This is a genomic window from Exiguobacterium sp. KRL4, assembly GCF_001870785.1.
Classification (GTDB): Bacteria; Bacillota; Bacilli; order Exiguobacteriales; family Exiguobacteriaceae; genus Exiguobacterium_A.
In genome coordinates this window covers 91,284-115,000 of record NZ_MOLV01000011.1, presented here as the reverse complement: position 1 = coordinate 115,000, position 23,717 = coordinate 91,284, and the positions used below count along the sequence as shown (strand labels likewise).

21 protein-coding genes and 3 riboswitches are annotated in these 23,717 nt (G+C 49.1%); of the genes, 13 read left to right on the top strand and 8 right to left on the bottom strand.

Features of this window, described 5'->3' with window-relative positions; all coding sequences use genetic code 11:
- Nucleotides 1-185: 185 nt before the first annotated feature.
- Nucleotides 186-965 carry an SDR family NAD(P)-dependent oxidoreductase gene (locus BLD48_RS09120; RefSeq protein ID WP_071499937.1) on the bottom strand — a complete coding sequence of 260 codons (780 nt, stop codon included), beginning with the start codon at nucleotides 963-965 and terminating at the stop codon, nucleotides 186-188.
- Nucleotides 966-1,039: 74 nt separating this feature from the next.
- Nucleotides 1,040-1,723 (bottom strand): C40 family peptidase, encoded by a 684-nt coding sequence (locus tag BLD48_RS09115; protein WP_071499936.1) that lies wholly within the window; start codon nucleotides 1,721-1,723, stop codon nucleotides 1,040-1,042.
- A gap of 361 nt (nucleotides 1,724-2,084) precedes the next feature.
- Here BLD48_RS09115 and rho point away from each other — a divergent pair, with 361 nt between their 5' ends.
- Nucleotides 2,085-3,449: a transcription termination factor Rho gene (rho, locus tag BLD48_RS09110; RefSeq protein WP_071499935.1), complete on the top strand. Its 1,365-nt coding sequence runs from the start codon at nucleotides 2,085-2,087 to the stop codon at nucleotides 3,447-3,449.
- A 97-nt stretch (nucleotides 3,450-3,546) separates the two neighbouring features.
- Entirely contained in the window at nucleotides 3,547-3,792 is a 246-nt protein-coding gene (locus BLD48_RS09105) for a type B 50S ribosomal protein L31 (RefSeq protein ID WP_026830296.1), read from the top strand.
- Nucleotides 3,793-3,827: 35 nt separating this feature from the next.
- Here the strand turns inward: BLD48_RS09105 and BLD48_RS09100 are convergent, their stop codons facing one another.
- The gene (locus BLD48_RS09100) at nucleotides 3,828-4,460 is read right to left on the bottom strand and encodes a DedA family protein (protein ID WP_071499934.1); all 633 of its coding nucleotides are present in this window, start codon (nucleotides 4,458-4,460) and stop codon (nucleotides 3,828-3,830) included.
- A 195-nt stretch (nucleotides 4,461-4,655) separates the two neighbouring features.
- Between BLD48_RS09100 and BLD48_RS09095 the strand changes: the two genes are divergently transcribed.
- A complete protein-coding gene (locus tag BLD48_RS09095) occupies nucleotides 4,656-5,276 on the top strand; it encodes a thymidine kinase (protein ID WP_083412285.1) in 621 nt (206 codons plus the stop codon).
- A gap of 72 nt (nucleotides 5,277-5,348) precedes the next feature.
- Here the strand turns inward: BLD48_RS09095 and BLD48_RS09090 are convergent, their stop codons facing one another.
- A complete protein-coding gene (locus tag BLD48_RS09090) occupies nucleotides 5,349-6,179 on the bottom strand; it encodes an alpha/beta hydrolase (protein WP_236629979.1) in 831 nt (276 codons plus the stop codon).
- A riboswitch (SAM riboswitch) is annotated at nucleotides 6,170-6,272 on the bottom strand. Its footprint overlaps the gene before it by 10 nt.
- A gap of 249 nt (nucleotides 6,273-6,521) precedes the next feature.
- Nucleotides 6,522-6,625: riboswitch (SAM riboswitch) on the top strand.
- Between the two features lie 85 nt (nucleotides 6,626-6,710).
- On the opposite strand from BLD48_RS09090, the gene BLD48_RS09085 reads away from it, so the two are divergent.
- The 9 genes from BLD48_RS09085 to BLD48_RS09045 all read left to right on the top strand — a co-directional run bounded on the left by BLD48_RS09085 (nucleotide 6,711) and on the right by BLD48_RS09045 (nucleotide 17,003).
- A complete protein-coding gene (locus tag BLD48_RS09085) occupies nucleotides 6,711-7,742 on the top strand; it encodes a methionine ABC transporter ATP-binding protein (protein ID WP_071499932.1) in 1,032 nt (343 codons plus the stop codon).
- The gene (locus tag BLD48_RS09080) at nucleotides 7,732-8,382 is read left to right on the top strand and encodes a methionine ABC transporter permease (protein WP_071499931.1); all 651 of its coding nucleotides are present in this window, start codon (nucleotides 7,732-7,734) and stop codon (nucleotides 8,380-8,382) included. The genes BLD48_RS09085 and BLD48_RS09080 overlap by 11 nt, the downstream gene beginning before the upstream one ends.
- Nucleotides 8,383-8,416: 34 nt before the next feature.
- Complete coding sequence (locus BLD48_RS09075) at nucleotides 8,417-9,238, top strand: MetQ/NlpA family ABC transporter substrate-binding protein (protein WP_071499930.1); 822 nt, start codon at nucleotides 8,417-8,419, stop codon at nucleotides 9,236-9,238.
- A 27-nt stretch (nucleotides 9,239-9,265) separates the two neighbouring features.
- Entirely contained in the window at nucleotides 9,266-10,477 is a 1,212-nt protein-coding gene (locus BLD48_RS09070) for a M20 family metallopeptidase (protein ID WP_071499929.1), read from the top strand.
- Between the two features lie 153 nt (nucleotides 10,478-10,630).
- A riboswitch (FMN riboswitch) is annotated at nucleotides 10,631-10,775 on the top strand.
- A gap of 157 nt (nucleotides 10,776-10,932) precedes the next feature.
- The gene (ribD, locus tag BLD48_RS09065) at nucleotides 10,933-11,979 is read left to right on the top strand and encodes a bifunctional diaminohydroxyphosphoribosylaminopyrimidine deaminase/5-amino-6-(5-phosphoribosylamino)uracil reductase RibD (RefSeq protein WP_071499928.1); all 1,047 of its coding nucleotides are present in this window, start codon (nucleotides 10,933-10,935) and stop codon (nucleotides 11,977-11,979) included.
- Nucleotides 11,964-12,593, top strand: coding sequence for a riboflavin synthase (gene ribE, locus BLD48_RS09060; protein WP_014971434.1), 630 nt, complete (start codon nucleotides 11,964-11,966; stop codon nucleotides 12,591-12,593). The genes ribD and ribE overlap by 16 nt, the downstream gene beginning before the upstream one ends.
- Complete coding sequence (locus tag BLD48_RS09055) at nucleotides 12,590-13,774, top strand: bifunctional 3,4-dihydroxy-2-butanone-4-phosphate synthase/GTP cyclohydrolase II (protein WP_071499927.1); 1,185 nt, start codon at nucleotides 12,590-12,592, stop codon at nucleotides 13,772-13,774. The genes ribE and BLD48_RS09055 overlap by 4 nt, the downstream gene beginning before the upstream one ends.
- Before the next feature lies 1 nt (nucleotide 13,775).
- The gene (gene ribH / locus BLD48_RS09050) at nucleotides 13,776-14,234 is read left to right on the top strand and encodes a 6,7-dimethyl-8-ribityllumazine synthase (RefSeq protein ID WP_071499926.1); all 459 of its coding nucleotides are present in this window, start codon (nucleotides 13,776-13,778) and stop codon (nucleotides 14,232-14,234) included.
- A 126-nt stretch (nucleotides 14,235-14,360) separates the two neighbouring features.
- Nucleotides 14,361-17,003 (top strand): putative bifunctional diguanylate cyclase/phosphodiesterase, encoded by a 2,643-nt coding sequence (locus tag BLD48_RS09045; protein WP_071499925.1) that lies wholly within the window; start codon nucleotides 14,361-14,363, stop codon nucleotides 17,001-17,003.
- A gap of 47 nt (nucleotides 17,004-17,050) precedes the next feature.
- On the opposite strand, the gene BLD48_RS09040 is transcribed toward BLD48_RS09045, so the two are convergent.
- On the bottom strand, nucleotides 17,051-17,704 hold the full coding sequence (locus BLD48_RS09040; protein ID WP_071499924.1) for a DUF4352 domain-containing protein: 654 nt from the start codon (nucleotides 17,702-17,704) through the stop codon (nucleotides 17,051-17,053).
- 11 nt (nucleotides 17,705-17,715) lie between these two features.
- Nucleotides 17,716-19,074, bottom strand: a complete 1,359-nt coding sequence (locus BLD48_RS09035) for an alkaline phosphatase (RefSeq protein ID WP_071499923.1) — start codon at nucleotides 19,072-19,074, stop codon at nucleotides 17,716-17,718.
- A gap of 235 nt (nucleotides 19,075-19,309) precedes the next feature.
- On the opposite strand from BLD48_RS09035, the gene BLD48_RS09030 reads away from it, so the two are divergent.
- Nucleotides 19,310-20,116, top strand: coding sequence for a DUF6612 family protein (locus BLD48_RS09030; protein ID WP_071499922.1), 807 nt, complete (start codon nucleotides 19,310-19,312; stop codon nucleotides 20,114-20,116).
- A 259-nt stretch (nucleotides 20,117-20,375) separates the two neighbouring features.
- Here the strand turns inward: BLD48_RS09030 and treC are convergent, their stop codons facing one another.
- Entirely contained in the window at nucleotides 20,376-22,019 is a 1,644-nt protein-coding gene (treC, locus tag BLD48_RS09025; protein WP_071499921.1) for an alpha,alpha-phosphotrehalase, read from the bottom strand.
- Between the two features lie 26 nt (nucleotides 22,020-22,045).
- Nucleotides 22,046-23,485, bottom strand: coding sequence for a PTS system trehalose-specific EIIBC component (gene treP, locus BLD48_RS09020; protein ID WP_071499920.1), 1,440 nt, complete (start codon nucleotides 23,483-23,485; stop codon nucleotides 22,046-22,048).
- Nucleotides 23,486-23,717 lie beyond the last annotated feature (232 nt).

Below are 23,717 nucleotides of genomic sequence, written 5' to 3'. Positions count from 1 at the left end.
TTTCAGTTCAGTTGCTTTCTGTCGTTGTTTTTTTTTGTTGTGCTTTTAATTATTTTTTTCCGTCAATCATACTGATGAATACCCATCAGTGATAAAAAAATCAGATCATTATCTACTCGATTTTAGCTAAGTTGACATCTATGGGCTCGTGTTTCGCCTGAGGAAAGCGAGTACAGGAACAAGATTTATTCGAGAGCGTCACGTGTCGGAGCTTGCAGCTGATGTGTCATTTGAACCAGTTTCCGGCGGGAGAAGAAACGGGTCATGAAGACGTAAATGGCGTTACTTCGACCCGGTATGACAAGCGTTTTTCCTTGCATATACCCAGTAAACGACAGCTGAGCAACGGTTGGTGCGTCCATGATTCCCGGTCGTTTAAACAGTCCGGACGTCGCAAGATCCGCTGTCGCAGCGAAATCAGTATGGGTGGCACCCGGACAAACGGCCGTCACTTGAATATTGTACGGGGCGAGCTCGTCCGCCAATGCTTCCGAAAAACTGAGGACATAAGCTTTTGTCGCATAATAGACAGTCATCAAAGGACCACCATGAAAAGAGGACGTTGAAGCAATCTGAATGATGCGACCTCCGCCTTGTGTTGTCATCCGCTGGGCGAATGCTTTAGTGAGATACGTCAGCGCACGAATATTAACATCGATCATGTTCAATTCACGCGAGAGATCCGTTTCGAGAAATTCACCGTAAAGCCCAAATCCTGCATTATTGATCAAGATGTCGACTTGGATGTGTTCGGTAGCCCGTAACAAGGCTTGGATATGAAGTATTTGACCAATGTCATATGGAAAGACTGTTGCCGAACCACCGCGTTGTTCGACGAAGTGTTTGGTTTCAAACAGCTGTTCGACGTTTCGTCCGACGAGTAACAGGTGGTGTCCTTGTTTTGCATGGAGATAAGCTAGTTCCCGCCCAATTCCGGCAGAAGCGCCGGTGATCAATACGTTCATGATACGTCCTCCTTTTTAAATGGGATAGAAAAAAAGCGATCGAGCCGATGCTCAACCGCTTGGTCATTTGTGAATTAAAGGTATGAACCCGCGCCGACAAGGCGTGAACCCCAGTACCCTGATTTGAAGCTAGAGTATTTAACGCCACCCGTTTCCGAGTTGACCATACTTGTTTTGTTTGTCGCCATACCGACGTGTTGAATGCCGTTACCGTGTGAGAAGAAAACAAGATCTCCTGGTTGAACGTTTGAAACACTGACTTTTTTAGACGATGCGTATTGTGAAGAAGACGTACGTGGTAATGTTTTCCCTGCTGCTTGCTTGTAAACATAGCTTGTAAAACCAGAGCAGTCAAATCCACGAGTCGTTGTTCCGCCCCAAACATAAGGAGTTCCTTTATGTTTTGCTGCTTCGCTTAGAAGGCGTGTCCGTGTTGATGACGAAGTCGTTGATTTTTTAGCTGTTGCAGTAGAAGCTTTGTATGTTTTCGTGTACTGCGTAGACACATAACGTGTTTTTCCGCCGTATGAAATTTTTGTCCAGCTGCCTGATTTACCTTTGTATGTAAATGATTGGCCTGCGTTTACTTTACCGACGATACTTGCTTTTGTAGAAGGAGCTGTACGAACACGTAATCCGCTGTCTGTGATCTTGACTTTCGTTACTGTAGAAGCAGCCTCAACCTTATCTGTTCCCACTGTTGCAAATCCTGAAACCACTAATGCTGCTGTCGCGACCGATGCTAGAAAACGTTTCATATGTGAAATCCTCCATGTCATTTTAAAGTAGTTTTGAAAACCGGGTTATATGATCAATCTCATTAAGTGTTTGTTTAAGCAGTTTTCCTTACAACTGTGTAAGTTTTTCTCTGCACGATTATCTTAGCATGCGGAGACATGAAAACGTTTTTTCAGTTCCGCTACAAAACATGACGTTTTTGTAACATAACTGCAATAATATGCTCGAATATTACAAAGAAGAAATTCCCATTCTTTAAATCACGACGAAAGAGGTGCAAATGTGATACCTTTAATGCACAAAGAAATTATTAAGCTACATTTGTAAAATAAACAGCGAGATCTTTGCAACTGAATTTATATGAAGAATAGGTGAATGCATATGCCAACTGAAAAAACCGACAAACCAGAACGTTCCTATACACTTGCTCAACTGAGTAACCTGACATTAAAAGACTTATATGAAATCGCAAAAACGAAAAATGTGCCGCAGTACCGAGAAGCCCGTAAACGTGAACTGATGTTCAAGATTCTGAAAGCGCAAGCGGAATCGACTGGCCTTTATTTCCTCGAAGGGGTATTAGAAGTCATCCCCGGTAACCCACAGATGCAAAATGACGGTGGCTTCGGCTTCCTTCGTCCTATCAACTATTCGCAATCCTCTGAAGACATCTACATTGCAGCCTCACAAATTCGCCGTTTTAACCTCCGTAATGGAGACGTCGTGACCGGAAAAGTTCGTCCGCCAAAAGAAAATGAGCGGTTCCAAGGTCTATTAAGTGTGGAAGCTGTTAATGGAGAAGCACCGGATACGGCACGAAATCGGTTGTTTTTCCCGGCATTGACACCGATCTATCCGGATCGTCTGATGCGACTCGAAACCGAACCACGTCATCTGTCCGTTCGTGTCATGGATATGATCGCGCCGGTTGGATTTGGACAACGGGGATTGATTGTCGCGCCGCCTAAAGCAGGTAAGACATCTCTATTAAAAGAAATCGCCAATTCGATTCAAGTTAATCATCCGGACGTCGAGCTGATTGTTCTTTTAATCGATGAAAGACCGGAAGAAGTGACGGACATCGAGCGGTCCGTACCGGGAGCAGACGTCGTCAGTTCGACGTTTGACGAAACACCGGACAATCACGTTCGGATTTCAGAACTCGTACTCGAACGAGCGATGCGTCTTGTGGAACATAAAAAAGACGTCGTCATCTTAATGGACTCCATCACACGTTTGACGCGTGCCTATAACTTAACCGTCCCGCAAAGCGGCCGGACGTTATCGGGTGGGATCGATCCTGCTGCTTTCCATAAACCAAAACGCTTTTTCGGTGCCGCGCGTAACATTGAGCATGGTGGCAGTTTGACGATTCTTGCAACGGCACTGGTCGAGACGGGCTCACGCATGGATGATGTCATCTATGAAGAGTTTAAAGGGACCGGCAACATGGAGCTCCATCTGGACCGGAAACTATCCGAGCGCCGGATTTTCCCGGCAATCGATATCCGGAAGTCGGGAACACGGAAAGAAGAGTTGCTGTTACCGCAAGATCAGCTTGATGCCTTGTGGACGATTCGCCGGACGATGAACGAGTCAAATGAGTTTGTCGACAGCTTCTTACGGAAGATTCGTGATACAAAAAACAATGAAGAATTTTTTGTGGAACTGAACAAAGAAAAGAAGAAACCGGTCCGACGTGCGCCTGTCAAACCGCGTGTGACGAAAACAGACACAATGACATGAAAATAGGTATTGCGAGTCGTCAAAAAATCGTTTAGTATAGGAAGGTAACTTACTCTGGCTCAGCAAATGAACCAGGGCGGAAGGAGAGAAAACAACCATGAAACAAGGAATTCACCCAAAATACAACAAAGTTGTGTTTATGGATTCAACTACTGAGTACAAATTCTTGACTGGTTCTACACGTTCTTCGAACGAGACAATCACTTGGGAAGATGGAAACGAGTACCCACTCATCCGCGTGGATGTGTCTTCGGACTCGCACCCATTCTACACTGGTCGTCAAAAGTTCAACGCTGCAGACGGTCGTGTCGATCGCTTCAACAAAAAATACGGCCGCAAGTAATTGCGACTTCTGTATTAAAAAACAGCCTGTCTCCATCACTGGAGCAGGCTGTTTTTGTATAGGCTGAACTTAGCGCGATAAGCTAAATACGTTTTCAAGACAAACGATAACCCAATCGCTCCAGCGGCACCAACGAGGTACGGAAGCGTATCCGGATTGTTCGCAAAATGTTCGAACAGCAAACCGAAGGAAAAGTGACGACCCAGGAAATAACCGGCTCCTAAAAAGAGACTGATCCAGATCAAAGCTCCTGTATAAGCATAGGTCGCGAAAACTTGAAACGGCATCTTCGAGACACCGGCAAAAAAAGCGGACAGCTGACGTAATCCGGGTATGTAATAGCCGATGATTAAAACGGATTTTCCATAACGTAAAAATCCGGCTTCTGCTTGAAAGATATGTTTTTCGGAAATTCGTAATTTCGGGGCAACCCGGTGTAGCAACGGCATACCAAGTTTCAGACCTAACAAATAGCTGATCGTCATGCCGATACAACTTCCAGCATAGGCTGCGAGAATCGTCCCGATCAGTGGTAAATCACCGCGATGCATCCAGAAACCAGACATGACGAGTAACGTCTCATCAGGAACAGGTAACCCGACGATACCACCAGCGAGTAGAATGGCGAGTCCGAACGCTCCATATTGATGGAGGACTTCATGTAGCATGTGATGAATCGGAGTCACCTTCCTTCAAAGAAACTTCTCTTTTATTGTACAGGAAAGAGATACCAGTTGAAATGACAAGATGAAGAATAAGGGAAATCGGAAATAGGTTTTTGATTTTGAGAAGTCAACTCTTTTTCTCAATTTAGATTCGGGCTATACTCGTTAAAGTGACTAATTTAGAGGACGGTGTTTTCGATGATGCATGTGATCAATCAATATGGTTGGATCGAAGTGATTTGCGGGAGTATGTTTTCCGGAAAATCAGAAGAGTTGATTCGTCGTGTCAGACGGGCACAGTACGGAAAGTTACCGGTTCAGGTCTTTAAACCGGCGATTGATGACCGGTACCACGAAGAACATGTCGTGTCGCATGGTGGCAATTCGGTCATCGCGATTCCGATGGCGACAAGCCGTGACGTGTACGCGGCGGTAGCAGAAGAGACGCAAGTTGTTGCAATTGATGAAGTTCAATTTTTTGACGATGAAATCGTCGCGGTCATCGAGGCACTGGCGCAAGACGGAAAACGTGTGATTTGTGCGGGGCTCGATCAGGATTTCCGGGCAGAACCATTTGGGAAGATGCCTGAATTATTGGCACGTGCGGAGTTCGTGACGAAATTACAGGCGATTTGTTTATCGTGTGGCGATCCGGCTTCCCGGACCCAACGCCTGATTGACGGGCAACCGGCCAACTACAATGATCCGATCATCTTAGTCGGGGCTTCTGAATCCTATGAACCACGTTGCCGTCATTGTCATCAAGTCCCGGGTAAACCACAACCGTTGCAGGAATGGAAAAAACAACAGCAAAATTAAGAGTACACGATATGAAAAAGCGAACGATTCTCTGGCCTCACTGCCTGAAATCATTCGTTTTTTTTTTGAACATCAACCGGTCCGTGTCAACTGACTGTACTGCTCGACGAAATAAGCCGTTTCGCGGATAATCGTCTCTTGGTCATGGTCGAGTGTCGCGACGTGATAGGAATCGAGTAGACAATAACTGCGTTTATCCGTCGAACCAATCGTCCGGTGCAGGTAATCCGAACAGGTCGGTGGGACGACATGATCTTCAGCAGAATATAAAATAAGCGCCGGAATTTGAATGGCGGGAAGGGTTGGAATGGTTTCGCGAATCAAGCGTAAAAGTTCGGACGCAGAGACCGCAGGCACAACATCATAGATGATTTCAAAAGCGGTTTGTTTGATATCGGGTGGGCTTTCCGGCAGATAAACCGGACAATCCGTAAATGATAACGCTTCGTAAGCGGGTACGGATAAAGCAGCATTGATCGTGATGATTCCTGCGACCGGAAGACCTTCGGCAGCGAGAGCCAGCGCAAGCGTCGCGCCCATCGATTGACCGACGATGAAGATGGATTCGCACTGGCGGGACAGTTGAGCAAAGCCCTCACGGACACTTTGTTTCCAGTCTTCGGCCGTCGCCGTTTCAAAGTCACGTACATCTGTCCCATGCCCATGCAGACGGGGGGCATAGACGGAAAAACCGTGTTCTGCGAAGCGTTCTCCTACAGCCCGAACACTTTGTGGTGTCGCATTAAAGCCGTGACACAGCAAAATGCCGACTGATCCACGTTCCAAGAAAAAGGCTTCGGCGCCCGGTAAAACAGGATAACTCATACTCATCATCTCATCCTCCATTTCAAAATAAAAACCCGTTTGGCTTTGGACGGCAAACGAGTTTCTCGTGTGTATCATCCAAAGCGGTTGCTTTGCTGGTCGGAGCACCTTGCAAATCGCAGGTTGCCGTGGAGTCCTAGAGCCAGGTCTCTCGTCCACTCTTGATATAACATATAGGAATTGTCGGATTAATCATTGAGAAGATGATAGCACTGACGGAAAAGGATTGTCAAACGGTCCTTGACCGGCGACAAGAACTTTTCTATGATGAAGCCCAACCCGGGAAACCAATCGATATGGGTCATATGGTTTATTTTTGAAAATATGGTTGACCTTTAAAAGATCTTTCTGTAATGTAAAAATTAGTTTTACGACATAAGTTTGAACAGCAACAACACACATATGAATATCATACCGCAACACTTATCCAGAGAGGTGGAGGGACTGGCCCTACGAAACCTCGGCAACAGACTCATTATGAGCACTGTGCCAATTCCATCAGACGATTGTCTGAGAGATGAGTCGAGTGGATTCTGCCTTTGTGCGGATCCAGGTCTCTTCTTGTTTCTTAAGAAGAGGCCTTTTTGTATTTTTAAGGGGGGAAACGTGGTGATTACATTCAAAAATGTAAAAAAAATCTATCAGACACAAGATCAGTCAATCGCTGCCTTAAACGGTGTCGATCTCGAAATCCGAAAAGGTGAAATCTTTGGCGTGATTGGGTTCAGCGGGGCTGGAAAAAGTTCTTTATTACGGTGTGTCAATCTTCTTGAACGTCCAACATCCGGCAGCGTGACGGTCGACGGGCAAGAACTGACGACACTTTCGGCGAAACAACTACGGGAAGCGAAACAAAACATCGGGATGATTTTCCAACATTTCAACTTACTTGATTCGAATACGGTCTTTGCGAATGTCGCAAAACCACTGGTCTTACAAGGCGTCAAAAAAGAAGAAGTCCACCGGCGCGTCACCGAGCTGCTGACGTTCGTCGACTTAGCGGACAAAGCCGATCATTATCCGGATCAGTTATCGGGAGGGCAGAAACAACGGGTCGGAATAGCGCGAGCACTCGCGATCCAGCCGTCGATTCTGTTGTGTGACGAAGCGACATCAGCGCTTGACCCGCAGACGACACAACATATCCTTCGGTTACTGAAACAGATCAACGCGGAATATGGCATCACGATTTTATTGATTACACACGAGATGGGCGTCATCCGTGAGATTTGTGACCGGGTCGCGGTCATCGAAGCCGGCAAGTTGATTGAATCGGGTACCGTGTTCGACGTCTTTTCGAATCCCCAGACGGCGACGGCGAAAAACTTTGTCCGGTCCGTCATGCAAGATGAGATTCCAGCGTCGGTGCAACGACTGATCGAACGACGTGAAGCAAATCATCATATTTATAAAATCAACTTTCTCGGAGCACATACCGGACAGCCGCTCTTGTCGCAAGTCGCCAAACGGTTTGATGTCGATGTCAACATCCTGCACGGGAGTATCACGGAACTGCAAAACATCCCGTTTGGCAGTCTGCTCGTCGAACTGATTGGTGAAACGGCAGAAATCAGTCGGGCCTTGCAATACATTGACCAGTCAGATGTCAACGTCGAGGAGGTGCTCGCAGATGCTGGTTAACTACACGGATATTTGGACCGCGTTCCTGCAGACCTTGACGATGGTTGGTCTGTCGTTACTCTTTTCAACCTTGATTGGTTTACCGCTCGGAATTCTATTGGTCGTCACACGAAAAGGGGCGTTGCTTGAACAAATCCCTTTCTTCAATGTCTTAAGCGGCATCGTCAATATCTTCCGGTCGGTTCCGTTCATCATCTTACTTGTCGCAATCATTCCGCTGACGCGGCTGATTGTCGGTTCATCGATCGGGACGCAAGCAGCAATCGTCCCGCTGGTCTTTTATGCGGCGCCGTACATCGCCCGATTGATTGAAAGTTCACTGCTCGAAGTCAGTACGGGCGTCTTAGAAGCGGCGGAAGCGATGGGCGCGACACCGTTGCAGACGATTTTCCGATTCCTGTTGCCGGAAGCACTCAGCTCGCTTGTCCTGAACTTGACGATCGCGACGATCGGACTGATCGGGGCGTCGGCGATGGCCGGGGCGATCGGCGGCGGAGGCCTCGGGGACTTGGCCATCACCTACGGCTACCAACGGTTTGATACGACCGTCATGATCATCACGGTCGGGATTCTCGTCATCTTGGTGCAAGGGTTACAGACGACAGGTAACCTGTTGGCACGAAAAATTCGGAGACACTAAAAAAAACATAGAGAAGATAAGGGAGAGATGAAGGATGAAAAAAGGATTAGCGATTGGTGCAGCATTGACGACGGTATTATTTGCAGGGTGTGCGGCGTCCGGTGAAGAGGATCAAAATACGGTCAAGCTCGGCGTCAGCAGTTCGGATACGCAAGTTTGGGAATACGTCGCGAAAAAAGCGGAAAAAGAGGGCATCACGATTGAACTCGTCAAGTTTTCCGACTATGTGCAACCGAACCTGGCACTCGCAGAAGGCGAAATCGATGCCAACTCGTTCCAGACAATTTCGTACTTCAATGCCTTTAAAAAAGAACATGACTTAAAGCTGTCGCCGATTGCGACGACTGTCATCGCACCGATGGGGATCTATTCGGATAAAGTCAAAGACGTCAAAGATATCCCGGTCGGTGGAAAGATTGCCGTCCCGAATGAAGCGACGAATATGGGACGGGCACTGCTGTTGCTGCAGGAAGCAGGCCTAATCAAGCTGCCGGAGGACTTTGACGGGAACGGATCCGTCGACAAAATCGTCGAGAATCCGAAAAAGCTGAAGATTGTTCCAGTCGTCGCCGGACAGACGCCACGTGTCCTACCGGATGTATCCGCCTCAATCATCAACAACGGAATCGCCGTTGATGCCGGCTTCAATCCGATCAAAGACTCGATTCTCCATGAAAATGAAACAGCGAAACCGTACATCAATATCATCGCGACACGAACGGAAGACAAAGACAAAAAGACGTTGAAGAAAATCGCTTCACTCTACCAACAGGATGATGTCGCGGCCTTCATCAAAAAAGAGTACAAAGGAAGCACGATTCCGACGTTCGTCCCACTCAGTGACATCGGCGAATAACTAAAAACCCAAAGGAGCGTGACCCAAATGACGGTTCAGACAAAACGGGAAAACCTAACACAAACGATCGAACAGGACATCGAACAAAAACGCGAGTCGTATCTCGAGACGAGTCACCGGATTCATGCGACACCCGAGATTGGGAACGAGGAATATTTTGCCTCGCGCCATCATGCAGAACGTCTGACGGCAGAAGGGTTCACAGTTGAACTCGGGGTCGCGGGACACGACACGGCGTTTCTGGCACGAAAGACTTCGGATAAACCGGGGGCGACGATTGCCTTCCTCGCCGAATACGATGCGTTGCCGGGGATTGGTCACGCCTGCGGTCACAACATCATCGGCACGACGAGTGTCGCAGCGGCAATCGCACTCAGTAAAATCATCGATGAAGTCGGGGGCAGTGTCGTCGTGCTCGGAACACCGGCAGAGGAAGGTGGACCAAACGGCAGTTCGAAAGGCAGTTTTGTCAAACACGACCTCTTGACGGGGATCGATGCGGCACTGATGATCCATCCGTCCGGACAAACGCGCATCACCGGTTCCTCGCTTGCCGTCGATCCACTCGATTTTGCCTTTACCGGCAAGCCGGCTCACGCGGCAGCGTCACCGGAAGAGGGCATCAATGCACTCGACGCCGTCATCCAACTCTTTAACGGCATCAATGCCTTACGCCAGCAATTGCCAAGCGACGTCCGGATTCACGGCATCATCACGGATGGCGGCGACGCGCCGAACATCATCCCAGAATACGCCAAAGCCCGCTTCTTCATCCGGGCGACGACGCGCGAACGGCTGAATGCCGTGACGAAGAAGGTCAAAGCGGTTGCCGAAGGGGCAGCGCTTGCGACCGGGGCGACGCTTGAGGTCATCGCATTCCAAAATGAGGTCGACAATCTCCTGTTCAACCGGACGTTTGACGAGATTTTCCGGGAAGAAGCGATTGCACTTGGGGAAAACGTCAAGACGGATGAACGTCCCGGACTCGGCTCGACGGACGCCGGAAATATCAGCCAAGTCCTGCCGACGATCCATCCGTACATCAAGATTGGAGCGGACGATTTGGTCGCCCACACGGAAAGTTTCCGGGAAGCGGCGCGGTCGGAACAAGGCGACGAAGCCCTGATCACCGGCGCAAAAATTCTGGCTCGGACGGCGTTACGTCTGTTGACGGACGGACAGTTACTCGGGACGGTCAAGCAAGAGTTCCATGACCGGAAAAACGGCTATTTGGCGTAACAGACAAAATGAAAAGTATGTTTCTGTTCGACGGATTATGTTTTTGAAGTCCGTCGGATAGCACATACTTTTTTTCGGAAATGGAAGTAAAAACAAATTCTTTTTTGTATTTTAAAATAACCTGTGCTAGTCTTGAGCTGTACAACTGAATAACCAGTTCTTCGGGGTAGGGTGAAAATCCCAACCGGCGGTGATGCGATTTCCGAATCGACGAGCCCGCGACCCATAGTGTACGCACTATGGCTGACTTGGTGTGACTCCAAGGCCGACGGTAAAGTCCGGATGGGAGAAGAACGAAAAAATGTGCTTGAAACCATTTTCTGAAAAAATCTGTTCAGGAAAAGGTCTATTTCTGTATGCTTTTAAACAGAAAAACAAGACGTTTCTTTCGTGACCCTTCAATCATGACGCCCTGCAAATGCAGCGGCGTCTTTTCTTTTGAAAGGAGCGAAACGATGAATAATAGAATGCATCAGGCGATGCAATTGGCAGAGATGTTAGACGGACAAACCAGTCCGAATCCGAGTGTCGGTTGTGTCATTACGAAACATGGAAAAGTGATCGGCTTCGGTGCGCACCGGTTTGCGGGTGGTCCGCATGCGGAAGTCGAGGCGTTGAAAATGGCGGGAGAAGCAGCGCGCGGTGCCGATCTCTACGTCACGCTCGAACCGTGCAACCATCACGGAAAGACACCGCCGTGTACGGAGGCGATTTTAGCCGCCGGCATCAAGCGGGTGTTCGTCGCAACGGAAGATCGACATGCAATCGTTTCGGGTCAGGGCATTACGCGTCTCCGCGAAGCCGGACTGACGGTCGAAGTCGGATTACTGGAAGACGAAGCAGTTCGTTTTTATACACCGTTTTGGCAAAGTCTCGAGCGAAAACGACCGAATGTCACCGTGAAAGTCGCTCAAAGTTTAAACGGGATCGTGACGACAGGTGAACAACGCTTTATTACGTCAGTTGCGGCACGAGTTGCAGGACGTGGGCTGCGGGCAACACATGACGCCATCTTAGTCGGGAGTGAGACGATTTTAGTCGATGATCCCGCGTTGACGTTACGCACGGAAACGGGAGCTGAACCGATTCGGGTCGTCGTCGACCGTCGCGGACGGTTGACGGAAACAGCCCAAGTCTTTCGGGACGGCTTGAATCCGACGTACTGGCTGACGGAACAACCACGTGTCTCAGCTCAATCGAACGTCACGGTTCTCGTCGGTACGTACGTAACACCAAATCAGATTTTAGACACATTGTATGACCAAGGTATCCGCAGTTTATTGATTGAAGGTGGACCCACGATTCAGTCGGCGTTTTTAGAAGCGGACCTTGTCGATCGTCTTGAAATCTATCAAGCCCCGTCGGTCTTACAAGGTACGACTGGATTGACGAGCCCGATCGAGATTGAAGACCGGTTCGATTTAACGGATGTCGCGAAAATTGGACAGGATGTGCATCTAAGCTATACGCGGAAAGGAGACGGCTCATGTTCACAGGATTGATTGAAGAAGTCGGGACGATTAAACGGAAAGTCCCGCGTCCGAACGGTCTGGCGCTTGAAATCGAAGCGAGGCATATTCTTGAGGGAACGAAAATCGGTGACAGTATCGCGGTCGACGGCATTTGTTTGACGGTCACGGCGATGACGGCGACGGGATTTACGGCGGATGCGGTTCACGAAACGATTCGGGCGACGTCTCTTCAGACATTGCGTGTCGGCACACCGGTCCAACTGGAACGGGCGATGCCGGCAAACGGACGATTCGGCGGTCACTTCGTTAGTGGTCATATTGACGGGACGGCCCGGCTGTTAAGCCGTCGACCGGACGGTGAAGCGATGGAATATCGGTTTGAGACAGGCGACTGGAGCAAATATTGTATTCCGAAAGGGTCAATTGCGATCAACGGAACGAGCCTGACGATTCAACATGTCGAGACGAACAGTCTGACCATTTCATTGATTCCGCACTCACGACAAGTGACGACGTTCGATCGGCTACAAAGCGGAGCCCTCGTCAATATCGAGTGCGATTTAATGGCGAAACACCTGTATCACTTTACGCAACAGGAGCAAAAGACGGATTGGTCGGCATTTTTAGGAGGCGGAGCAGGATGAACGGATTTGATCTCATAGAAGAAGCCATTGAAGAGTTAAAACAAGGACGTCCGATTATCGTCTGTGACGACGAAAATCGGGAGAATGAAGGCGACTTGATTCTCCTCGCGGAACACGCGACACCGGAACAAATCAACTTCATGATCACCTACGGCAAAGGACTTGTCTGTGTACCGGTCAGTCCGCAACTGGCAAAACGATTGGAACTGAATCCGATGACGGACGTCAATACCGATCCGCATGGAACAGCCTTTACCATCAGTATCGACCACGAAGAGGCGAAGACCGGTATCAGTGCGGCGGAACGCGCGTTGACGATCCAACGGATGCTGACGGATCGATCCGGTCAATTCAAACGACCGGGGCATATCTTTCCCTTGATCGCAAAAGAAGGCGGTGTCCGCGAACGGCGTGGTCATACAGAAGCTGGTGTTGACTTGGCACGACTCGCGGGAAGCGCAGAAGCGGCCGTCATTTGTGAAATCATCTTAGAGGACGGGACGATGGCACGTGTTGACGATTTGCTGACGTATAAAGAAGTCCATGGACTGAAGATGATTACGATCGACGCGCTTGTTTCTTACCTGGAACGTCCGGTCCGACGCGAAGCGGCCGTCTTGCTGCCGGCGGATCATGGGGCATTTCGGATGCTTGGTTACACGACTCCGGATGCGAAGGAACACGTCACCGTCTTGTCCGGTGAGGCAGAGGATGGCATGCTCGTCCGGCTTCATTCGGAATGTCTGACGAGAGACGTCTTTGGCTCCAAACGCTGTGATTGTGGACCACAACTCGACGCCGCCCTCGAACGAATCGGTCAAGAAGGAGGCGCCGTCCTGTATTTGCGACAGGAAGGGCGGGGCATCGGCTTGATGGCGAAACTCAAAGCCTATGAGTTGCAGGAGCAGGGGCTCGATACGGTCGAAGCGAATCACGCGCTCGGATATGCGACGGACTTACGCGACTACAAAGTCGCAGCCGCGATGTTACATGATTTAGGTGTGACGAAGATCCGCTTGATGACGAATAACCCGGATAAGCAACAAGCGCTTGAACAATACGGCATCACAGTACTCGAACGGGTGCCGCTTGAAATCGCACCGGTTCCGGAAAACAAACATTATCTGCAAACCAAACAAACGAAACTCGGGCACTTGCTCGACATCCAAGGAGGACAATAACATGGTATTCGAAGGATTTTTAACAGGCGAGGGACTACGCGTCGCAATCGTCGCGGCACGATTCAATGAATTGATCACATCAAAATTAGTCGGAGGCGCAAATGACGCATTCCGTCGACATGGTGTCGCGGCCGACGCGGTCGATACGGCGTGGGTGCCGGGTGCGTTTGAGATTCCGCTCGTCGCGGAGAAGCTTGCGAAAAGCGGCAACTACGATGCGATCATCACGCTTGGTGCCGTCATTCGTGGGGCGACGTCGCATTATGATTATGTCTGCAATGAAGTCGCGAAAGGTGTTGCGACTGCGTCACGTGAGACAGGCATACCGATCATCTTCGGCGTCCTGACCACCGATTCGATTGAACAAGCTGTTGAACGGGCGGGGACGAAGGCAGGCAACAAAGGATATGAAGCGGCCGTTTCAGCGATTGAGATGGCAAATCTGTTACGGACGATTTAAGGATAATCTGTAAGTCTTGAGACCTGTTTCTAGCAGAAGCAGGTCTCTTTTTTGTCGTTGTGCAGGACTTTGAAGGCTCCATCCCTAATGGAAGGGGAAGGACTTTTTCATGAAGGAGGAAGAGCCATGATCAGTCTTAAAAAATCTTATTATCTGCCGGGTATCTTGATCTTCATCGCGATCTATTACCTCTGGATCATTCTTTTAGAGGACCGACCGGCGTTGTCGGCTTTGGGAAACAATCTATTTTCCATCATCGGTTGCTTACTGGCAACAATTCTCCTGCTCCAGGCACATCAAAAATTCCGTCAACACGAAGGACGGTTTTTTCTTTATCTTGCGTGTGGGACAGGAAGTTATCTGATTGCCGAATTGATTTGGATGTCGTATGAGAATATCCGTCAAGTCGAGGTCCCGTTTCCGGGAGTGTCAGATATTTTTTATGTTTTTCAATCCGTTTGGTTTTTAGTGGCGTTTTTACATCTGATTCGCAGACATGTCACGAAAAATCGGCTGATCAGTTTTATTTTTGATATTGCGATCGTCATGACGGTTGCAGTCACCTACAGTTGGTTTTTTTTGATCCGTCCTTTATTTGATACACCGTTTGCGTCACGCGGGGAAGTGATTTTAGCATTTGCGTATCCGATGTGTGACATCGTGTTGCTGTTTTGTATGATCAGTATCTATTATCTGTTTGAGAAACGGGAGTGGCAGCAACGTCTCCGGTTGTTTCAATTTTTGTTTATCGGTCTGTTGCTTCAGGTCGGAGCGGATACGATGTTCGTCTATATGACGACGGTCAGCGGCAATGAAGCCGTCCGGCTGATTGATCCGTTATTCATCCTTGGCTTGTTGATGATAGGTGTCGCAGGACACATCGGTAGTCCGGTCGCCGAAGAGCCGCGGCAGGAAAGACTTTCGAGTGGGACGATGCAATTGGGAAAGTTGTTTCTACCGTATGTGTTGGTGATTCTCCTGTTTTCGACGATGGCGTTGTATGCGCGACGGGATGAGGGCTTAACAGGATTGATGCTCGGTTGTGCAATTACGATTCTTTTGATTTTGATCCGGCAGATTTTGATGATCTTGAGCAATCAAGACTTGATTGAGGAAATTCATCATAAGGCAGATGAACTGGAAGTAAGCGAAGAGCGTTACAAGTCCTTGTTCACGTATCATCCGGATGCGGTTTATTCGCTTGACCTGAAAGGACGGATCGAGAGTGCCAATCCGTCGTTTGAAAAATTGACGGAGCAAAGTGCAAACGAGTTAGTCGGCAAGTCATACCGTCAGTTGATGGAACAACAACAGGCAGCGACCGATAAGACGACCGCCCATCAATTTGAGACGATTTTTCGGAAATCGAGTGGAATGGACGTGTTGCTGAATGTGACGAACATCCCGATTCGTGTCCGGGACCGTTTCGTCGGCATGTACGGGATTGGTCAGGACATTACGACCGTCCGCGAAAATGAATTGAAGATCCGCCGTCTTGCCTATTACGATCATTTGACCGGAGCGATCAACCGGACGTATTTTGAGGAAGTCTTACACCATTTGGTTGAAGGGGAACAAGAGGATGAAACGATCATTCTCTGCTTTATCGACCTTGATGATTTTAAACTCGTCAATGATTCATTTGGACACCACGTGGGTGATCAGCTGTTGATTCAAGTCGTGCAGCGGCTGACAGAAGCCGTCGAACCGGAGGACATCGTCGCTCGTCAAGGCGGCGATGAGTTCACCGTCATCCTGCGAAAGGTCATGTCAGACGAACAGGGCCGAAATCGAACGGCCCGGTTGCTCGACCGCTTAAAGAAGACGTATTCGCTTGACGGAATCGAACTGATCTCAAATCCAAGCATCGGAGCCGTCAGCTGTCCACGGACTACGGGTAAACATGTCGTGACCTTGTTGAAACAGGCGGACCTCGCGATGTATCAAGCGAAGTCAAGCGGCGGTAAATCCATCGTCTTTTTCGAAGATATTGCCGAGAAGGCATCGTACCGCCTGCGGCTGGAGTCAGAGCTACCGATCGCAATCGAAACGGACCAATTGATTTTGTATTACCAACCGCAAGTCGATACGGTAACGTACCGGATGGTCGGTGTCGAAGGGTTGATCCGTTGGAATCATCCGGAACTTGGGATGATTGCCCCAAACGATTTCATTCCGATGGCAGAAGAAGCGGGGATGATCATTCGCCTGGGCGAATGGGTATTACGTGAAGGGTTTTTACAAGCGAAACGGTGGGAAGATGACGGCTTGATGCTGAAGGTCGGATTGAATGTCTCGATGCAACAGTTCCATCATCCAACGTTTGTCCTGACACTGATCCGCTTAGTGGAAGAAACGAAGGTTAATCCGAAACGAATCGACCTCGAGATCACGGAAGTCTCGGCGGTCGAAGATATCGAAGAGACGGTCGAGACGATGAACCGACTGAAGGAGCTCGGTTTTACGATTTCGATCGATGACTTCGGAACCGGCTACTCTTCCTTATCCCGTTTAGCGGATTTTCCGATTGACACACTGAAGATTCCGCGTGAGTTCGTCGAAAAAATCCAGCCGGCAACAACCGGCTACTCGATGATTTCTTCCATCATCCATTTAGCGAAATCGCTTGAGCTCGAAGTCATCGCCGAAGGAGTCGAGACGCTGGAACAGGTCAACGTCCTCAATCGTTTGGAATGTTCACGGATGCAGGGATATTACTTCGGTCGTCCGATGCCGCACGAACAGATTCCGGCGTTGTATCAAAAATAGGCAATCCCTTCCGCATCATTCGGAATGGATTGCCTGTTTTTTTGTTTTCACTTAAGTTTGGTTGAGACCGAAACGCCTTTTTCGATGACGTCGCGTTTCTCGTTCAGGACGTCACTTGTCAATAATTCAACAGACTCGAGCGGTTGTTCGATGATGAAACCGAAGTTACCGGTCCGTGTCTCGGCTGGCGCATACGTCGTCGCGAGTGACTCGAGATAGACATCGTCCTCGATCGTCTTCTCGGTCTTCGCGTCGAGTTTGAAATGGGCGACAGGGTTAAATGTGACCGGCTCGTCACCCGTGTTGGTGATGGTCACACGCGTCTTGACGAGGTCGAATGATTCCTCATGGGTAAAGCCATGGAAAAAGTCGATCATCCCGTAACTCGGACGGGCATGAAAAACCTTCACCTCTTCAATCGTCATCGTAATCGGTCCGATGGTGCGTGTCACGTCGGGCTGGACCATCTGTTTTAACGTCAATTCACCTTTATCGTCAGATACCGATTGGTTGACGGTCGTCAGTTCGCGATCATCTGGTAATTGTGGGTTCGGGACGTAAGCGGCAGACTTTTCGATCGATACCGGCGTCTCCTGTTTCGGGGACGATTTCTCTGACGACTTCTCTTGTGTGGTGTCTGGCGCATTGCCGCAACCCGAAAGGATCGTCCCGAGCATCAAGGCAGCAAGTATCTGTTTCATGGAAAGTCTCCTTATTTCTTCGATTTCAACAGGTCGAAGATGATTTTGGCGTGATCCGTATTATCGACTTGACCGGCGAATCGTTCTTTCGCTGGACCAAAGGCATAGACAGGGACATCTTCACCGGTGTGACCACCTGTCGTCCAGCCTGTGTGTGAACGTTCATTGAAGATGGCTTCGATCGCATTATCAACGTCGAGTAATTTCTTCGACTCCGCAGCACGTGAGACCGACTGGATCTCGTCTTCCGTCAAAGCGAGTCGGTTTTGGTCGATGTACGTCGTCAAAGTCTTCTGGACATCCGCGCCCTCGATGATTTTTGCCGCCATGAAGTCCGGCGTCTTTTTCGCGGCTTTGATCGGCTCGGCGAACCAGTTGTAGATGCCGTCTGCTCCGATTGAGTAACCACCGGTCGAATGGTCGGCTGTTGCGACGACGAGCGTGTGTTTATCTTTTTTGGCGAAAGCGATCGCTGCTTTGAAGGCACGTTCGAAGTCTTCCATCTCGCTCATCGCCCCAACGATGTCGTTATCGTGACCCGCCCAGTCGATTTGGCTACCTTCGACCATTAGGAAAAAGCCTTTTTTGTTCGAATCAAGACGCTTGATGGCCGAGTTCGTCATCTGCTCGAGGGACGGAACGGTGTTCTCGCGGTCGATTCGTTTTGGCAGTCCGCCATCCGCAAACAGACCAAGAACCTGTTTATTCTTATCCGCCTGCATTTGATCAAGATCCGTGACGTAGCTGTAACCATCTTTCTTGAACGATTTCGTCAAATCGACATCCGGACGGACAAAGTTCGATTTCCCGCCGCCGAGCAGGACGTCAATTTTATGTTTGCCGTTGACCCGCTCCTTGAAATAATCGTCGGCGATGGCGTTCATGTTCTTGCGGTTCTCATCATGCGCACCGAATGAGGCCGGCGTCGCGTGTGTGATTTCGGACGTCGCGACGAGTCCCGTCGATTTGCCGCGCTCTTTTGCAGCTTCGAGAACGGTCTTGACTTCTGATTTATCGTTATCGACAGCAATCGCCGCATTATATGTTTTGACACCGGACGACATTGCCGTCGCGGCAGACGCCGAATCGGTGATGTTTTGCTCCGGGTCTTCCGGATAGGTCATCTGTTGACCGACAAGGTATTGATCGAATGCTGTTTTCTCAGCAATCGGCGTCGATGGATCGTTTTTCAGATAACGGTGGGCAGACGTATAAGAAACACCCATTCCGTCACCAATCAAAAAGATGACGTTACGGATTTCTGGTGATTTTGGTTGTTTCGTCTTCGCCTCGGCATCGCTCATCGAGACCATCGTGCTGAGGGAAAGTGTGGATAACGCCATAATCGGAATGATTCGCTTCAATTTCATGGGTGTTCCTCCTTTAGGAAAATGAGTACTGGTTGATATGGGGTACGACCTACAGACCTAACTGTAGCGTTCAAATGTAAAATGAACATTTTTCTGATGTAAATTTTCATGAAGAACGTATATCAATTTAATGAGTAGAAAACTTGAAGAACGGTAATAAGGTACTATGTGGATTTGAAACATTTTCCAGTGAGAGCGGGTAAATACAGATAATCCGTTTAGAGGAGGAATGACGATGAAGAAGATGAGATGGATGACGATCGGGATTGTCACGGCAACGATTGGTTTAGCAGGCTGCAGTCAGACCGGCGACAACAGTGGAGCTTCAACTGATTCCAGCCAGCTGTCGAATACGGAGCTGTTAAAAAAAGCTACAGCCGCACAGGAGGACATAAAATCGTTTCATATGGACAGTGAGATGATGTCTGAAGTTGGCGGTATGCCGATCAGTCAACAGATTTCGGCAGACATCATCCAAAAGCCGATGACGATGTACCAAAAAATGACGATGAAAAATGCAGAAGACGGGACCGATATGGAAACGGAACTATATCTCGTTGATGACAAGATGTATATGTCGCAAGCGGGTCAGTGGTTAGTACAAGATACATCCGAACTCGGTGACATGTTAGAAAACATGGAGTCATCCGCATCGACGGAACAAAGTTTACAGTTACTGAAAAAATATAAAGAGAACTGGACGATGAAAAAAGACGGCGATGTCTATCAAATCGATGTTGATCTAAAAGGGGATCAATTGAAAGCCTTCATGAAGGATTCTCTCGAGCAGTCGGGACAGCTTGCGCAGATGAAAGATGTCATGGACCAGGTCGACTACAAAAAGATGGAATACTCGATGACGTATGACGCAAAAACCTACTATCCGAAGACGCTTGACATGGAAATGGCATTTGAGATTGAAGAAGGAACGGAATTCACGATGAAAAATGCCTCGACGTTCTCGAAATTCAATGAGATTAAATCGATTGCATTGCCGGCAGAAGCGAAAGACGCTCAAGCGTTACCGACCGGCGATCAATAAAATTGATTGCCTGATTCATACGTTGATTGAAATGTGGATGACGACGAACTTGAATATGGTTTGGGCGATCTCCGATGTCTTAACGGACTGATGGCAATCCCGAACTTGATCGGATTGATTGGATTGTCCGGTTTCGTCATTGCCGAAACCCGGCTGTTCCGTGAACAGTTGAAACGGGAGGAAGCGAATCGATGAGTCTCGTAGTAAGTTAATCAAAAAAACCCCGCACTCTCAGTCGAGAATGCGGGGTTTTTGAAATTCAAAGCGTCTTATACAACATGACCGATTCGTAAGGACGTAACGTGACTTGTTGCGCCTCATGCAAGAAATCGGGATAGTTCTGAATCAATACCTGATGGTCCAGCCACTCGTTTGGTAACGTGAACGAAGCTGCCGTACCGTAAAAGTTCGACAGGACAAGTAATTGTTCTTCATCCGTCGTTCGTTCGTACGCCCAAAGCGCAAGGTCGTCCGGTGTCAGCAGTCTGTAACTCCCGTGCGTCAAGACATCATACTGTTTGCGTAATTGAATCAACTTTTGGTAATGATAAAACACAGAGTCAGGATCAGCGAGTGCCGCTTCGACATTGATCGTCGCATGATTCGAAGCGATCGGAATCCATGGTGTCGCCGTCGAGAAGCCGGCATGCGTCGAGGCATCCCATTGCATCGGCGTTCGCGCATTATCACGTGATTTTTGACGGATTGCAGCGAGAATCTGGTCCTCTGCTTCGCCTTGAGTGACTTTTTCTGCATAAGCGTTCAGCGTCTCGACATCCCGGTAGTCGGTCATATCAGTGAAGTCCGGATTCGGTGTCCCGATTTCTTCCCCTTGATAGATGTACGGCGTGCCTTGCAGTCCGTGTAATGTCGTCGCGAGCATCTTCGCACTTTCGACACGATAGACTGTATCGTCGCCAAACCGGCTGACGACACGGGGTTGGTCGTGGTTGCACCAGAAGATGGCGTTCCAGGCACTCCCCTGCATCCCGACCTGCCAGTCTGACAGAATCCGTTTTAATTCTAAGAAGTCGAACGGGGCAGCCGTCCACTTTTGACCATCCGGATAATCGACCTTTAAATGATGGAAGTTGAACGTCATCTTGAGTTCCTGCTCGTTCGTGTTCGAGTAACGTAAGCAGTGATCGAGTGTCGTCGAGGACATCTCACCGACCGTCATCAAGTCGTGACCGTCAAATACCCGTCGATTCATTTCCTGCAGGTAGTCATGGACATGGGGGCCGTCCGTATAAAACTGTCGTCCGTCTCCCGTCGGATCATTTTGGAAAGACCCGTCTTTTGAAATCAAGTTGATGACATCGAGCCGGAAGCCGCGGACTCCTTTGTCGCGCCAGAAGCACATCATCTGATAGACGGCTTCCCGGAGTGCCGGGTTTTCCCAGTTGAGATCGGCTTGTGTCTCGTCAAACAAGTGCAGGTAGTACTTATTGGCGACGTCATCAAACGACCAAGCCGGTCCGCCGAATTTTGACACCCAATCGGTTGGCTGATCGCGCCAGATGAAGTAGTCATGGTAGGGACTTTCCGGATGCCGTCCCTGCTTAAACCAGACGTGATCCGTCGAACAGTGATTGACGACGATATCCATCATGACGGAGAGTTGTCGTTTGTTCGCTTCAGCAAGCAACTCATCAAAGTCCGCCATTGTCCCGTAAGACGGATCGATCGCGTAGTAGTCACTGACATCATAGCCGTTATCCCGTTGCGGGGACGCATAGACCGGTGTCAGCCAGAGATAGTCGACACCGAGTTGCGCCAAGTAATCAAGTTTTGCCGTCACACCGCGGAGCGTGCCGGTCGCGGTGCCTTCCGGACTGTAAAAACTTTTCGGATAAATCTGGTAGACGGCGGATTTGCGCCAGTCGGTTGTCGTAAGGGTCATGCCAGGTCACACCTTTCTAAAAACGGTTAAGCCGCGTCTTTGAGTGCTGCTTTTCGGGCGCGTTTCGTCGAGACATAATGGAACAGGAACGTACAGACGATCGGAACGATGACCGCGATTACCATCCCGATGATGAAGGAAAGAATCGAGCCAGGGACGATCGAGATGAAGGCGGGAAGACCACCAACACCAATCGCTGGTGCCAAGACACCACTGACCGCGATGAACGACGATGCGATGGCGGATCCGACAAGTGCCGCATAAAACGGATACTTGAACCGGAGATTGACCCCGAACATGGCGGGTTCGGTAATGCCGAAGTAGGCAGAAATCGCTGAAGTCGATGCCATATTCTTATCGTTGGCATTTTTCGCAAGGAACAGCATTGCAAGTGTCGCTGAACCCTGGGCGATGTTCGAAATCGCGATCATCGGCCAGATGAAGGTCGTGCCGCTTTGTCCGATCAGCTGTAAGTCGACGGCGATGAACATATGATGCATCCCGGTGATGACGAGTGGGGCATAGAGGGCACCAAACAATAGAGCGCCGAGCAACGGAACGGCTTCAAACGTATTGACGACACCGATCGTGATCCAGTCACCGATTTGACGGGTGACGGGACCGATGACGGCAAGGGCGAGGAACCCGGTCAACGTGATCGTCGTAATCGGGACGACGAGGAGCTGGATCGCATTTGGTACCCTGTCTTTTAACCAACGTTCAATCGTACTTAAGACGTAAGCGGCTGCGAGGACGGGTAAAATCTGTCCTTGGTAGCCTACTTTTTCGATTTCAAATAAACCAAGGATATTAAAGGTCGGAATGTCACCTTTTAAAGCACTTTGTCCGTAATTCCAAGCGTTCAAGAGATCCGGGTGAACAAGCATCAACCCCATGACGATCCCCAGGATTTCACTGCCGCCAAATCGTTTCGTGGCGGACCAACCGACAAGTGCCGGCAAGAAGACGAAGGCGGTATTCGCCATCATGTTGATCAAATCCCATAACCCTTGGAGGTTCGGATACCGTTCAATCATCGTCTTGCCGCCGAACTCGATGCCGAACAAATTGTTGATCCCCATTAAGAGTCCGGCAACGATGATGGCAGGAATGATCGGCATGAAGACATCAGAAAAGACTTTGATCAGTTTTTGGAACGGATTCATTTTTGACGCACCCGACGATTTGACATCGGCGATTGTCGTGGCCTGCAAACCTGTCAATTGAATGAATTCAGCATAGACACGGTCGACGTCACCGGCTCCGATGACGATTTGATAGACACCTGCGTTCAGGAAGGCACCTTTGACGAGCGGGACTTCGAGTAATGCCTCCTGCTCGACGAGGCTTTGATCTTTAAGTGTTAAGCGAAGGCGGGTGACACAATGAGCGGCTTGTTCGACATTGTCTTTGCCGCCGATCCGTTCGATGATTTGTTCTGCGATGTGCCGGTAGTTGGGTTTCATCTCACATTCTCCTTTTGGATTGAACTGAAGACATCCTTTGAAATGAAAACGTTTTCTTATCTGCGCCCATTTATCTTAACTTATCTATATAAGTTAAGTCAATCACTTATATAGATAAGTTTATTCGGGTTCGAAATGAAGGTTGGAAAGGATCGTAAATCAGTTGTTCGCTAGAAAAAGCCGTTCTTCCGATTCACATCGAAACAACGGCTTTTTAGGAATGAAATGAGTG

Excerpts from the sequence above, each read along its gene's own strand:
- BLD48_RS09120 (WP_071499937.1), bottom strand. The coding sequence starts at position 965 with ATGAACGTATTGATCACCGGCGCTTCTGCCGGAATTGGGCGGGAACTA.
- ribD (WP_071499928.1), top strand. The coding sequence starts at position 10,933 with ATGAATAATAGAATGCATCAGGCGATGCAATTGGCAGAGATGTTAGAC.
- BLD48_RS09045 (WP_071499925.1), top strand. The coding sequence starts at position 14,361 with ATGATCAGTCTTAAAAAATCTTATTATCTGCCGGGTATCTTGATCTTC.
- BLD48_RS09115 (WP_071499936.1), bottom strand. The coding sequence starts at position 1,723 with ATGAAACGTTTTCTAGCATCGGTCGCGACAGCAGCATTAGTGGTTTCA.
- BLD48_RS09040 (WP_071499924.1), bottom strand. The coding sequence starts at position 17,704 with ATGAAACAGATACTTGCTGCCTTGATGCTCGGGACGATCCTTTCGGGT.
- BLD48_RS09080 (WP_071499931.1), top strand. The coding sequence starts at position 7,732 with ATGCTGGTTAACTACACGGATATTTGGACCGCGTTCCTGCAGACCTTG.
- BLD48_RS09105 (WP_026830296.1), top strand. The coding sequence starts at position 3,547 with ATGAAACAAGGAATTCACCCAAAATACAACAAAGTTGTGTTTATGGAT.
- treC (WP_071499921.1), bottom strand. The coding sequence starts at position 22,019 with ATGACCCTTACGACAACCGACTGGCGCAAATCCGCCGTCTACCAGATT.
- BLD48_RS09070 (WP_071499929.1), top strand. The coding sequence starts at position 9,266 with ATGACGGTTCAGACAAAACGGGAAAACCTAACACAAACGATCGAACAG.
- ribH (WP_071499926.1), top strand. The coding sequence starts at position 13,776 with ATGGTATTCGAAGGATTTTTAACAGGCGAGGGACTACGCGTCGCAATC.
- BLD48_RS09030 (WP_071499922.1), top strand. The coding sequence starts at position 19,310 with ATGAAGAAGATGAGATGGATGACGATCGGGATTGTCACGGCAACGATT.
- ribE (WP_014971434.1), top strand. The coding sequence starts at position 11,964 with ATGTTCACAGGATTGATTGAAGAAGTCGGGACGATTAAACGGAAAGTC.
- BLD48_RS09055 (WP_071499927.1), top strand. The coding sequence starts at position 12,590 with ATGAACGGATTTGATCTCATAGAAGAAGCCATTGAAGAGTTAAAACAA.
- rho (WP_071499935.1), top strand. The coding sequence starts at position 2,085 with ATGCCAACTGAAAAAACCGACAAACCAGAACGTTCCTATACACTTGCT.
- BLD48_RS09095 (WP_083412285.1), top strand. The coding sequence starts at position 4,656 with ATGATGCATGTGATCAATCAATATGGTTGGATCGAAGTGATTTGCGGG.
- treP (WP_071499920.1), bottom strand. The coding sequence starts at position 23,485 with ATGAAACCCAACTACCGGCACATCGCAGAACAAATCATCGAACGGATC.
- BLD48_RS09075 (WP_071499930.1), top strand. The coding sequence starts at position 8,417 with ATGAAAAAAGGATTAGCGATTGGTGCAGCATTGACGACGGTATTATTT.
- BLD48_RS09035 (WP_071499923.1), bottom strand. The coding sequence starts at position 19,074 with ATGAAATTGAAGCGAATCATTCCGATTATGGCGTTATCCACACTTTCC.
- BLD48_RS09100 (WP_071499934.1), bottom strand. The coding sequence starts at position 4,460 with ATGCTACATGAAGTCCTCCATCAATATGGAGCGTTCGGACTCGCCATT.
- BLD48_RS09090 (WP_236629979.1), bottom strand. The coding sequence starts at position 6,179 with ATGATACACACGAGAAACTCGTTTGCCGTCCAAAGCCAAACGGGTTTT.